General features: G+C 64.1%; 10 protein-coding genes. 5 read left to right on the top strand and 5 right to left on the bottom strand.

Annotated elements, in window-relative coordinates; genetic code table 11:
• Window positions 1–31 precede the first annotated feature (31 nt).
• Window positions 32–652, top strand: a complete 621-nt coding sequence (locus IAE40_RS24140; protein ID WP_054895334.1) for a TetR/AcrR family transcriptional regulator — start codon at window positions 32–34, stop codon at window positions 650–652.
• A gap of 87 nt (window positions 653–739) precedes the next feature.
• On the opposite strand, the gene preA is transcribed toward IAE40_RS24140, so the two are convergent.
• From preA to hydA, 3 genes are all read right to left on the bottom strand, one after another.
• The gene (preA, locus tag IAE40_RS24135) at window positions 740–2,014 is read right to left on the bottom strand and encodes an NAD-dependent dihydropyrimidine dehydrogenase subunit PreA (protein WP_200603990.1); all 1,275 of its coding nucleotides are present in this window, start codon (window positions 2,012–2,014) and stop codon (window positions 740–742) included.
• Window positions 2,015–3,382 carry an NAD(P)-dependent oxidoreductase gene (locus tag IAE40_RS24130; protein WP_200603989.1) on the bottom strand — a complete coding sequence of 456 codons (1,368 nt, stop codon included), beginning with the start codon at window positions 3,380–3,382 and terminating at the stop codon, window positions 2,015–2,017.
• A 131-nt stretch (window positions 3,383–3,513) separates the two neighbouring features.
• Entirely contained in the window at window positions 3,514–4,953 is a 1,440-nt protein-coding gene (hydA, locus tag IAE40_RS24125; protein WP_200603988.1) for a dihydropyrimidinase, read from the bottom strand.
• A gap of 618 nt (window positions 4,954–5,571) precedes the next feature.
• Between hydA and IAE40_RS24120 the strand changes: the two genes are divergently transcribed.
• Complete coding sequence (locus IAE40_RS24120; protein ID WP_200603987.1) at window positions 5,572–7,062, top strand: NCS1 family nucleobase:cation symporter-1; 1,491 nt, start codon at window positions 5,572–5,574, stop codon at window positions 7,060–7,062.
• Between the two features lie 59 nt (window positions 7,063–7,121).
• Window positions 7,122–8,405 (top strand): Zn-dependent hydrolase, encoded by a 1,284-nt coding sequence (locus IAE40_RS24115; RefSeq protein WP_112898712.1) that lies wholly within the window; start codon window positions 7,122–7,124, stop codon window positions 8,403–8,405.
• Window positions 8,406–8,536: 131 nt separating this feature from the next.
• On the opposite strand, the gene sodC is transcribed toward IAE40_RS24115, so the two are convergent.
• Window positions 8,537–9,055: a superoxide dismutase family protein gene (gene sodC / locus IAE40_RS24110; RefSeq protein WP_153773459.1), complete on the bottom strand. Its 519-nt coding sequence runs from the start codon at window positions 9,053–9,055 to the stop codon at window positions 8,537–8,539.
• A 344-nt stretch (window positions 9,056–9,399) separates the two neighbouring features.
• Entirely contained in the window at window positions 9,400–9,945 is a 546-nt protein-coding gene (locus IAE40_RS24105; protein WP_196759873.1) for an RNA polymerase sigma factor, read from the bottom strand.
• A gap of 339 nt (window positions 9,946–10,284) precedes the next feature.
• Here IAE40_RS24105 and IAE40_RS24100 point away from each other — a divergent pair, with 339 nt between their 5' ends.
• Window positions 10,285–11,235, top strand: a complete 951-nt coding sequence (locus IAE40_RS24100) for an anti-sigma factor (RefSeq protein ID WP_234465237.1) — start codon at window positions 10,285–10,287, stop codon at window positions 11,233–11,235.
• Window positions 11,236–11,275: 40 nt separating this feature from the next.
• Window positions 11,276–12,313, top strand: a complete 1,038-nt coding sequence (locus IAE40_RS24095) for a catalase family peroxidase (RefSeq protein ID WP_200603986.1) — start codon at window positions 11,276–11,278, stop codon at window positions 12,311–12,313.
• Window positions 12,314–12,445: the final 132 nt, after the last annotated feature.

The raw sequence follows: 12,445 nt of genomic DNA, 5'->3' as shown, positions 1-12,445 counted from the left end.
CTTGACAGGTTCCAGCCGCTTCGGACGCCCTATGGCCAACCACAAGATCGAGATCCGCCGTCGCAATATCGAGAAGATCCTCCAGGCAGCCGAGCAGGTGTTCGCCGAACAGGGCTACGGCGTCACCTCCATGGGCGACATCGCCGAGCGTGCGCAGTTGCCGCGTTCCAACCTGCATTACTACTTCAGTACCAAGGACGAACTCTATCGAGCGGTACTGCAGGACCTGCTGGACGTCTGGAAGCAGGATGCCCTCTGTTTCGAACGCTTCGACGACCCGCGCGTCGTGCTGACCAGCTATATCCGCGCCAAGATGGGGCACTCGCGCTCGCGGCCGCTGGGCTCGAAGGTCTGGGCCGAGGAAATCCTCCATGGCGCGCCGCTGCTGGGAGGCAGCCTGGACGATTCGCTGGTGCCTTGGGCGCAGTTGAAGGAAGCCAAGATCCGGCGGTGGGTGGAGGAGGGGCGTATCCTCCCGGTCGAGCCGTCGGCGCTGCTCTACATGATCTGGGCTTCGACCCAGCATTACGCCGATTTCGGTTATCAGGTGGCTTTGCTCAATGATGGGCAGCCGCTGTCGGACATGGCGTTCGAGCGGGCGGTGCAGACGGTGACCAGCGTGATTCTGCGGGGCATCGGGCTGGAGCCTTGAGCCTGCCGGGGTGCATGACAACCCCGGCGGGCGATCGTGTAAGCGGCGGTTCGGCGCCCCGTTCGCGGGCAAGCCCGCTCCTACGGGTCAGCTCGCTTCACGATAGGGGTTGCGCGGATCCTGGGTCCAGTTCAGGTATGGCTTGCCGGTCTCTTGCGCCACCATGTCGATGCAGTCTTCAACCGGGCAGGTGATCTGGCACAGGTTGCACCCCACGCATTCGGCCTCGATCACGCTGTAGACGTGCGTCCCATCGGCCTGCAGGGTGTTGGCGATGGCCTGGTGCGAGGTGTCTTCGCAGGCGATGTGGCAGCGTCCGCAGCCGATGCAGGCATCCTGGTCGATATGCGCCACCGACTTGTAGTTGATGTCCAGGTACTTCCAGTCGGTGGTGTGCGGTACGGCCTGGCCGCGGAAGGCTTCCAGGGTGCGGTGTCCGTGCTGGTCCATCCAGCGCGCCAGGCCATCTTTCATGTCTTCGACGATGCGAAAACCGTGCAACATCGCCGCCGTGCACACCTGCACCGCGCCGCTACCCAGTGCGATGAATTCCGCGGCATCGCGCCAGTTGCCGATTCCACCGATGCCACAGATCGGCAGGCCCCGGGTTTCAGGATCGCGCGCGATCTCGGCGACCATGTTCAGCGCGATCGGTTTGACCGCCGAGCCGCAGTAGCCGCCATGGGTGCTCTGGTCACCGACGATGGGGTGGGCGACCATGCGGTCCAGGTCGACACTGGTGATCGAGTTGATGGTGTTGATCAGCGACACGGCATCGGCGCCGCCTCGATGTGCGGCGCGGGCCGATTGGCGGATGTCGGTGATGTTGGGCGTGAGCTTGACGATCACCGGCAGTGAGCAATACGTCTTGCACCAGCGGGTGACCATTTCCACGTATTCCGGCACCTGGCCGACCGCCGCGCCCATGCCGCGTTCTGGCATGCCGTGGGGGCAGCCGAAGTTCAGCTCGATGCCATCGGCGCCGGTGGCTTCGACCAGCGGCAGGATGAACTTCCACGACTCCTCGACGCACGGCACCATCAACGACACCACCAGCGCCCGGTCGGGCCAATCCTTCTTAACCTGGGTGATTTCACGCAGGTTGATCTCCAGCGAGCGGTCGGTGATCAGCTCGATGTTGTTGATGCCCTGCACCTGGCGGTTGGCGCCGAAGTGCGCCGAGTAGCGCGACGACACGTTGACGGCCGCCGGGTCCTCGCCGAGGGTTTTCCAGACCACGCCACCCCAGCCCGCCTCGAAGGCGCGAACCACGTTGTAGGCTTTGTCGGTCGGTGGCGCGGACGCCAGCCAGAAAGGGTTGGGTGCCTTGATACCGGCGAATTCGATGGACAGATCGGCCATTTACGCTGCCTCCACATTGAGCATGAGTTGGGCATGGATGGCTTCGGCGGCCAGCTTGCCATGTTGCACGGCCTGGACGGTGAGGTCCTGGCCCAGGGCGGTGCAGTCGCCACCGGCATAGACGCCAGGCAAGCTGGTGCGCATCTGCTCGTCGACGCGGATGCGTTCGCCATCGCGCGCCAGTTGCGCCGCCACCGGGTCCTTGAGCCCTGCGTCGTCGAAGCACTGACCGATGGCCTTGAAGATCCCGTCGGCGGGCAGCTCGAAGGTTTCGCCGGTATCGGCCAGTTTTCCCTCGACCTGTTCGGTGCGGACGAAGCGCATCCCCTTCACCCGGCCCTGCTCATCCAGCAGCACCGCATCGGGCCGCGCCCAGGTATGCAGGCGCACCTGGTTGGCCTTGGCGATGTCCTGCTCGTGGCCGGTGGCGCCCATGTCGGCGGCGCCGCGGCGGTAGACGAGGTTGACCTCGCGCGCACCCAGGCGGCTCATCTGCACCGCCATGTCGATGGCGGTATTGCCCGCGCCGATCACCAGGCAGCGGTCGGCCAGCGGCAGTTGGCTGAGGTCGTCGGCCTGGCGCAGTTCACGGATGTAGTCGGTGGCGGCCAGCACGCCAGGGGCCTCTTCGCCCGGCAGGCCGAGCTGGCGCACGGCATTCAGGCCAAGGCCCAGGAATACCGCGTCGTACTGGTCCCGCAGCTCGCCGAGGGTGAGGTTGTCACCCAGGCGTTGGCCATGGCGGAGCTCGATGCCGCCGATGCCGAGCAGGAACTCCACTTCACGCTGGGCGTAGTCGTCGACCAGCTTGTAGCGGGCGATGCCGTATTCGTTGAGGCCGCCAGCCTTTTCCTGCGCCTCGAAGACCACCACGTCATGACCATGCAAGGCCAGGCGATGTGCACAGGACAGCCCGGCGGGGCCGGCACCGACCACTGCGATGCGCTTGCCGGTGCTGGGTGAGCGCTTGAAGGGGTGTTCGCTGAAACCGGCGTTGTCCAGGGCATAGCGTTGCAACTGGCCGATCAGCACCGGCGCGCACTCCCGGGCGTTGTTGCGTACGCAGGCTTGCTGGCAGAGGATTTCGGTCGGGCATACGCGGGCACAGCTACCACCGAGGATGTTCGCCGACAGGATCCGCTCGGCGGCGCCCTGCAGGTTTTCATCACTGATGCGGTGGATGAACGAAGGGATGTCGATTTCGCTCGGGCATGCATTCACACAGGGGGCGTCGTAGCAGTACAGGCAGCGCGCGCTTTCCACGGCGGCCTGGCGTGCGGTCAGGGGAGGGGCGAGGTCGGTGAAGGCGTCGGCGAGCTGCTCGGCGCTGGCCCTCGGGCGCGGCAAGTGGTTCAGGGTGTCGATCACGGTTGTAGCCTCTCTCTTTTTTATGGGGGCAGGCGGCGGTTCCTCGCCCGTCCGTTTCGGGATGGCAGTCAACAGGTGTCTCTGGATTGTTATCGCCGGAGGCGCTGCGGCCCCCGGCTGTTATGGGCTGCTCAGCGGCTGACCGGGATCGGCCGCTGCTGCTCGGCCCGTCGCCCTAGGACCTCGTACACCGAGGGGTAGGCGGGCCTTTCCACATAGCGTCCCGCGCCCGGCTCGGCGCGCAGGTCGCCATCGGCCCAGAGCACTCGCCCCTGGCTGATGGTGTGGCTGGGAATGCCGCGCACCGTGCGACCTTCGAAGATGTTGAAGTCGACCTTCTGGTGATGGGTGCTGGCAGAAATCGTGCGTGTGCCCTGCGGATCCCAGAGCACCAGGTCGGCGTCGGCTCCCACACGGATCGCTCCCTTGCGCGGGAACAGGTTGAAGATCTTGGCCGTGTTGGTCGAGGTCAGCGCCACGAACTCGTGCATCGACAAGCGCCCGCTGTTGACGCCGGCGTCCCACAACACCGCCATGCGGTCCTCGATGCCGGCGGTGCCGTTGGGGATGCGGCTGAAATCATCACGGCCCATGGCTTTCTGCTCGGCGCAGAAGCAGCAATGGTCGGTGGCGGTGGTGTGCAGGCTGCCCGATTGCAAGCCGCGCCACAGGGCTTCCTGGTGTTCGTGCGGACGGAATGGCGGGCTCATCACATAGCCGGCGGCGGTGGACCAGTCGGGGTTGCGATAGACGCTGTCGTCGATCAGCAGGTGCCCCGGCAGTACCTCGCCATACACCGGCTGGCCCTTGGCCCGGGCGTAGGTGATCTCATCCAGTGCTTCCTTGCTCGAGATGTGCACCAGGTAAAGCGGGGTGCCCAGCGTTTCGGCTATACGGATGGCGCGGCTGGCCGCCTCGCCCTCGACCTGCGCCGGACGCGACAGCGGATGGGCCTCGGGGCCGGTGATGCCCTGGGCCAGCAGTTTCTTCTGCAGGTGGTACACCAGCTCGCCGTTCTCCGCATGCACGGTGGGCACCGCGCCCAGCTGCAGGCAGCGCTCGAAGCTGGCGACCAGGGTGTCATCGGCGGCCATGATCGCGTTCTTGTAGGCCATGAAGTGCTTGAAGCTGTTCACACCGTGATGGGCGACGAGCTCGCCCATCTCCTGGGCGACCTGCTCGCTCCACCAGGTGATTGCGACGTGAAAACCATAGTCACTGGCCGACTTCTGCGCCCAGCCGCGCCAGGTGTGGAAGGCCTCCAGCAGGGACTGCTGCGGATTCGGGATGACGAAGTCGATGATCGAGGTGGTGCCGCCGGCCAGGCCTGCGGCGGTGCCGCTGAAGAAGTCCTCGCTGGCCACGGTGCCCATGAATGGCAACTGCATGTGGGTGTGCGGGTCGATGCCCCCTGGCATCAGGTACTGGCCGCTGCCGTCCAGGACCTGGCAACCGCTGGGCACTTCGAGGTCTTTGCCAATGGCGCGGATCAGGCCATCGGCACACAGGACATCGGCGGGATAGCTTTCTTCGTGGGTGACCACGGTGGCGCCACGGATCAACAGGGACATACCGTCTTCCTCGCAGGCTGACCGGTCGTTTTGCCGGTTCTTGAAATTGTTTTGAGCCAGCGGCTGGAGGCTGCGTTGCAATCCTGTCAGCGCTGACAAGATTGGAATCTAGATGCTGATCAAGGATTGATCAAGAAAAAATTTTATGAGCTTATTACTTTTATAACTTACTGAAATATAAGTGTTTTCTTTATAAATCACCAAAATGGACAGGCTGCTCACCATTTTGACGCACTTGACAAGAAGCAGATTTGGTCAAGATTTTCCATGCGAAATCAGCCGTTTGAAACCTGGCTTGCCGGCGCGAACCACGCCACGCAAAAACCAGGCTGCACCAGATTGAAACCGAGTGCGCAGGCCAGGGCGGGCCGCCACCAGCAAGACGGCAGGGCAGGGCATGACCGTACTTTTCCCTGGCGCTAATCAATGCCTTGCAAATCAGTGAATTACCTCCAGTCGGCGGTGGCCGGCAGGGTTGGCCCGGGCCAATCCGGCACGCAATTTGAGTGCGGCCACAACCGCCAGGCCGGACCGGAGGTGCAGTACTGGTGAGGTGTGTAACTCCGGCCATCGATTCAGCCGATGAGCGAATAACTAGAACAATCTGGAGAAGGCCCCATGCAACAGAGCAGATCGCAAGTGATCGAGCAGCACGGGCTGTACGAGCTGTCCGAAGGCACTGATGTCCTCGACAGCCCTCGCTACAACCACGACATCGCACCGACCAAGGTGCACCAGCGTACCTGGAACAAATGGCACATCACCGCCTTGTGGGTCGGCATGTCCATCTGCGTCCCTACCTACACCCTCGGCGGGGTCCTGACCGCCTACTTTGGGCTGAGCGTCGGCGAGGCGCTGCTGGCGATCTTGCTGGCCAACCTCATCGTGCTGATACCGCTGACCCTCAACGCCTTCCCCGGCACCAAGTACGGCATTCCCTTTCCGGTGCTGCTGCGCGCCTCGTTCGGCATTCTCGGCTCCAACGTGCCGTGCCTGATCCGCGCGGTGGTGGCTTGCGGCTGGTTCGGTATCCAGACGATGTTCGGCGGCCTTGCCATCCACCTGTTCCTGGGGTCGCTGTTCGACGGTTGGAAGAGCCTGGGCGGAACCGGCGAGGTGATCGGCTTCATGCTGTTCTGGCTGCTCAACCTGCGGGTGGTGCTGCGCGGCTCGGAGTCGATCAAATGGCTGGAGACCCTGTCGGCACCGCTGCTGGTGGCGGTGGGCGTAGGCCTGCTCTTCTGGGCGCTGCCGCACATGTCGATGAGCGAACTGCTGGCCCAGCCGCCCAAGCGCCCGGAGGGGGCCAGCGTGGTCGGCTATTTCTGCGCGGGGCTGACGGCAATGGTCGGGTTCTGGGCCACGCTGTCGTTGAATATTCCCGACTTCAGCCGCTACGCCAAAAGCCAGAAGGACCAGATCCTCGGCCAGATCTTTGGCCTGCCGCTGACCATGTTCCTGTTCGCTGCCCTGGGCGTGATCATGACCGCCGCCTCGGCATCGCTGGTGGGCGAAACGGTCTCGGACCCGGTGAGCCTGATCGGACGTATCCAGAGCCCCGGCTGGGTGGCGCTGGCCATGGCGCTGATCATCATCGCCACGCTGTCGACCAACACGGCGGCGAACATCGTCTCACCGACCAATGACTTCCAGAACATCGCCCCACGCCTGATCGGGCGCAGCCGCGCGGTGTGGTTGACCGGGTTCATCGGCCTGGCGCTGATGGGGCACGAATTGCTGAAAAAGCTTGGCTGGATCGTTTCCGACCTGAGCCTTGAGAGCGTGTATTCCAACTGGCTACTGGGTTATTCGAGCCTGCTCGGGCCGATTGCCGGGATCATGGTGGTGGACTACTTCCTGATCCGCCGCCAGCAACTGGACCTTGCCGGGTTGTACCGCGATGACGTGTACCCGGCCTGGAACTGGGTCGGGTTCCTGGCGTTCGCGGTGCCGGTGGCGCTGACCGTGATGTCGATCGGCAACAGCAGCTTCAGTTGGTTCTATGACTACGGCTGGTTTACCGGTTCGCTGCTGGGGGCGGGGCTGTATTACGTCCTGGGCCGAGTCGCGGTGCGTGGAACGGCGCGCCTGGCCAAACCATCACCCTGAATCTGGCTGGCCGCTACAGCCGAATCACCAGAACAAGAAATCGCCTGAGGAGAGTCCCGATGAAACCGATCAAGGAAGTGCTGCACTCCACCGACCGCCATGTCGACAGCGCGCGCCTGTGGCAATCGCTGATGGACCTCGCGCGCCTGGGCGCCACGCCCAAGGGCGGGGTCTGCCGATTGGCGCTGACCGACCTGGACCGCCAGGCCCGCGACCTGTTCCGGCAGTGGTGCGAGGCCGCAGGTTGCAGTGTCAGCGTCGATGCGATCGGCAACATGTTCGCCCGGCGTCCCGGACGCAACCCCAAGCTGCCACCGGTGATGACCGGCAGCCACATCGACACGCAGCCCACTGGCGGCAAGTTCGATGGCTGCTTCGGGGTGATGGCCGGCCTGGAGGTGATCCGCACCCTGAATGACCTCGGCGTGGAAACCGAAGCGCCGCTTGAGGTGGTGGTGTGGACCAACGAGGAAGGCTCGCGCTTCCCGCCGTGCATGATGGGATCGGGGGTGTTCGCCGGCAAGTTCACCCTCGAAGAGACGCTGGCCAAGCGCGACGCCCAGGGGACCAGCGTCGGTGAGGCGCTGCAGGCCATCGGTTATGCCGGCCCGAGGGCCGTGCTGGGGCATCCGGTCGGGGCGTATTTCGAGGCGCATATCGAGCAGGGGCCGATTCTGGAGGATCAAGGCAAGACCATCGGCGTGGTGCTCGGCGCCCTCGGCCAGAAGTGGTTCGACCTGAGCCTGCGCGGCGTCGAGGCGCACGCCGGGCCGACGCCGATGCACCTGCGCAAGGATGCCCTGGTCGGCGCGGCGGCAGTGGTCGAGGCCGTCAACCGCACCGCACTGGGGCATCAGCCACATGCCTGTGGCACGGTCGGTTGCCTGCAGGCGTATCCGGGGTCGCGCAACGTGATTCCGGGTGAGGTACGCATGACCCTGGACTTCCGTCACCTTGAGGGAGATCGGCTCGATTCGATGATCGCCGAGGTGCGTGAAGTGATCGACAGCACGTGTGCCAAACACGGGCTGAGTTTCGAGCTGACGCCAACGGCGGATTTCCCGGCGCTGTATTTCGACCGCAACTGTGTCGATGCCGTGCGTGAGTCGGCCAGGAGCCTTGGCTTGGCGCACATGGATATCGTCAGCGGGGCAGGGCACGATGCGATCTTCCTGGCCGAGCTGGGCCCGGCAGGCATGATTTTCGTGCCGTGCGAGAACGGCATCAGCCACAACGAGATCGAGAACGCCACGCCCGAGGATCTGGCGGCGGGTTGTGCAGTGTTGCTGCGGGCGATGCTGGCAGCGTCGGAGGCGATTGCCCAAGGGCGATTGGCGGCCTGACTGCGAGCGGTGCCTGGCATCGGCTCAGCCGGTGTCAGGCACTGGACATGCCCCCTTGCCGACGTGACCGTGCTGGCCGGGCGCTGGGCGTTGCACAAGCGCGGCGATTACTGACGCCCGGCCTGCCTGGTTCAGATCACGCCGCAGGCCACGCGGTCGCCGCCACCGCCCAGTGGCATGGGCATGTCGGCGTGGTTGTCGCCACCGGCATGGATCATCAAGGCGTGGCCCTTGATTTCGGAAATCGTCTTCAGGCGCGGCGCCAGGACCGGATAGGTGGAGGTGCCGTCGGCGTTCACATAGAGCGCCGGCAGGTCACCCAGATGGCCATTGCCATAGGGGCCCAGGTGCTTGCCGGTCTTGGCCGGGTCGAAGTGCCCGCCCGCGGCCAGCGCCGCCACTGCCTTGCCATCTTTCATGCCTGGCGCACAGCTGCCGTTCTCATGCACGTGGAAACCATGCACGCCTGCGGGCAGGCTGTTCAGCTTGGGGGTGAAGATCAGCCCGTAGGCCGACTCGCTGATGCTGACCTGACCGATGGGCTGTGCCTTGCCATCGGCGCTGACCAGGTTGACCGGTACATCAAGGGTAGCGGCGTGGGCGCCGAGTGACAGGGTGCCCAGCAGGGCGAGCCAGAGGTGTCGTTTCATGTTTGCCTCTTCAATTCAATGACAGGAAAGCGGGGTGGCGGGAACCTGAAAGTTGTTCCGTCGGGGCAAGAATAGAAAGGGCTGAGCGCGAGAGTCCAACTAAAATTGGTAATTAAAAAAAACAGAAAAAGCTATGGAATAAACGGCGTGAGATAAGCGTTATGGGCGTTTTTATTGCCTGAAAGTATGAGCTCATGAAACAAGGACGATAAATAACAAGATGAGTTCCCTTCACTTGTAAAAATAATGGCTTCGGCGCACTGTATGAAAAATCAACAGGCCGAAAGTTGCCGAGCAGTTTCCCAGGAGGGCGTATGCAAGTGCCTGGCAATGCGTACGAAGGTTCAGGTGCGCAGCAGGTCGCGGCCAGGCGCCGAGGGCTTGGGGGTGTCATTGAGCAGCGTGCCAATCGTTTGCCTGGCGCGGGACAGCCGACTCATGACCGTGCCGATAGGCACCTCCAGGATGTCGGCGGCTTCCTTGTAGCTGAAGCGCTCCACCGCCACCAGCAGCATCACTTCGCGCTGGCCCTCGGGCAGGCTGTTCACTGCCGTGAGGATCTGCTGGTGCATCAGATCGGTTTCCGGGGTGGGCGCGGCAGGGTCGGTCACCGACTCGATGACGCTGTCGTTCCACTCCGAGCGCGAGCGGCTGCGCACGTTGCGCGAGCGCACCTCGTTGATCCAGGTGGTATGCACGATGGCGAACATCCAGCTCAGCGGGGCAGTGTCCGGCCGCAGTTGGTGGGTACGTTCGAGGGCGCGCACGCAGGCGAGCTGGACCAGGTCTTCAGCGTCGTGCCGGTCGCCCGAGAGGCGCAGGGCAAAGGCCCACAGGCGCGGCAACATGCCAGGGAGCAGTGCAGGGAGGTCGGCACCGGTGATCGACATAGTTCCTCGTTCTTGTACTGGGTGGACTGGAAGTCAGTTGCTTCTCATGCGGCCGCCGTACGCTCCGGCCGGCGGATTCCCTCGCATGTCTTGGACTTCATTGTCGCTGAGCCGATACACTGCGCGGATTGTGCCACCACCTACGCTAAAAACCTATCCGAGTGCGTTTCAAAATCGATTTATAATGCTGGCTGTGTCGCATTTGCCGACTTGTCAGCGCTAGGTAAAGCTGCTTGCGGCTGTTTCAGTGATATTAATATGATGGCGAGCTGACTACCCCTTCGCTCGCAGGTCGGCCCACAAGGCCGCAACGATGCCGTAACAGAAGTGCGAAGTACCATGAATAACGGAGACCGGGAATTGACCACCACCGTCGCGGATGATGCCCTGCTGATGGCCTATGTTGACGGCGAATTGTCGCCGCAACAGTGCGAGGAAATCGAGCAGCTCATGAACGCTTCGCCCGAAGTGGCCGAGCGTGTCGCGCTGTTGATGTCGTCTGCCCTGCCATACGCCGAGGCCTTCGCCCGCCAGGCGCTGCCCCCGGTCCCTGACAGCCTGGTGAGCAACGTCGATGCGTTGATCGCCCGGCACGCCGCCCCGGCCAGCGCGGCGCCCTCGCGTCCGGCAGCCGAGCCTGAAAGCCTGCTCACCCGTCTGTTCGGTCGCCCCAGGTTCGGTTGGCTGGCCGTGGCCTTCGCCACCGGTGCGGTGTGCTACGGCCTGGTGCTGCAGGCGGGTTTCATCGGTGGTGCGCTGAACACCGACCGCGCGCTGCAGGCGCCCAGCGTCGCCCAGGTCCAGGCCTCGCCCTGGGTGATGCAGGCTGCCAGCTACCAGCAACTGTACACCCGCGACACGGTGAACTACGTCACACCTGACACCGACGATGTGCGCAAGACCCTTGCCGACATCCGCCAGATCGACGGCCTCGAGTTACGTGTGCCAGACCTCAGTGCCGCTGGCCTGACCTTCAAGCGCGTGCAGCGCCTGCGCTTCAACAACAAGGCGCTGATCCAGCTGGTGTACCTGCCGCAGCAGGGCGATCCGGTAGCCCTGTGCGTGATGAAGGAGCCCAAGCCCGACCAGTCCATCGCACAGTTGAACGTCGCTGGCATGGATGTTGTGGTCTGGCGTCAGTCTCAGCTAGGCTACGCGCTGATCGGCGCCCCGGACGGCGTCGACCTCGATGCCGTGGCGCGCGTGGTCGCGGACCGCAGTTCGGGCCAGTTGTATACGGCCAATGCCAGCCTGCCATCGCCGTTGTGGTTCGCCGATATCCGCCAATAAGGACCCTGGTGACGGGCGACCGGATTCTTGGATCGCCTGAATGCCTGCTCAGCACCGCCGCCACGTCCTCCTTGCCCTGTTCCTGACACTGTCCGCCGGCCTTGGCTGTGCACTGCTCGTCGAGCGCAATGGCTGGGCAGCCCCCTTATCGTTATCCTCTCCTGCCGGCGCTGCCCACATGGTCGATGCGTTCGAAGCCGTATCCGGCCCGCAGCCGGGCTTTCGCCGCAATCACGCCAAGGGCCTGTGCGTCAGCGGTCGCTTCGACAGCAACGGCCAGGGTGTCGCACTGGCAAACACCGGGTTGTTGCGCACTGGCAGTTACCCCGTGACAGGGCGCTTCTCGGTGGTCGGTGGCAACCCGTCGGTCAACGATACCCAAGGGGGCATGCGCAGCCTGGCGCTGGACATCAGCAACGGTGGGGAAACCTGGCGCATGGCACTCAATTCAAGCCCAGTGTTCTTCGTGCGCACCCCCGAGGCGTTGCTGGAGCAATTGCAGGCCTCGGTGCCGACCGACGGTCGTGAGGCGCGCATTCGGCATTTTCGTCGCGACCATCCCGAGAGCCAGGCCTTCGAGGACTGGATGGCTGCGCACCGGCCATCGACGGGGTTCGACAACGCGGCGTACTTCAGCGTCAACGCCTTTCGCTTCAATGCCGCAGACGGGCAAGAGCACCTGGTGCGCTGGCGTCTGCAACCAGAAACGCCCTATGCGCCGCTCAGCGATGAGCAGATCGCGCAGAATGACCCCGACATGTTGTCCTATGGCCTGGCCTCCCGCCTGGCCGAGGGGCCGCTGCGCTGGCACCTGATCCTCACCCCGGCGTTGCCGGGCGACCCGGTCAACGATGCCACGCAGTTGTGGACTCAACCAGGTCACCAGGAGATCGATGCCGGGGTGCTGGTGATCGACGCTCAGCAGCCGCAGATGGACGGCCCGTGCCGCGACATCGATTTCAACCCGTTGATATTGCCACCTGGCATCACCCCTTCGGACGACCCGCTGTTGCAGGCACGCGGGGCGGCCTATGCCGAATCGCACCAGCGCCGGGTGCGGGAGATGGCGGGGCAGTAGCTCGCCAGTTGTGGTGCCTGTGGTGGCCCTATCGCGGGACAAGTCGGGGCGCCGAACCGCCGCTCCCACAGGTTCACCGCTTGATCTGGGAGCGGTGGGGTATCTTTAGGAGCAACGGTTTGGCGCCCCGAC

The sequence above is a fragment of the Pseudomonas sp. S44 genome (assembly GCF_016624805.1).
In the GTDB taxonomy this organism is placed as follows: Bacteria; Pseudomonadota; Gammaproteobacteria; order Pseudomonadales; family Pseudomonadaceae; genus Aquipseudomonas; species Aquipseudomonas machongensis.
Note: the sequence above shows the minus strand (reverse complement) of the source record. Positions and strands in the feature narration are given on the sequence as shown.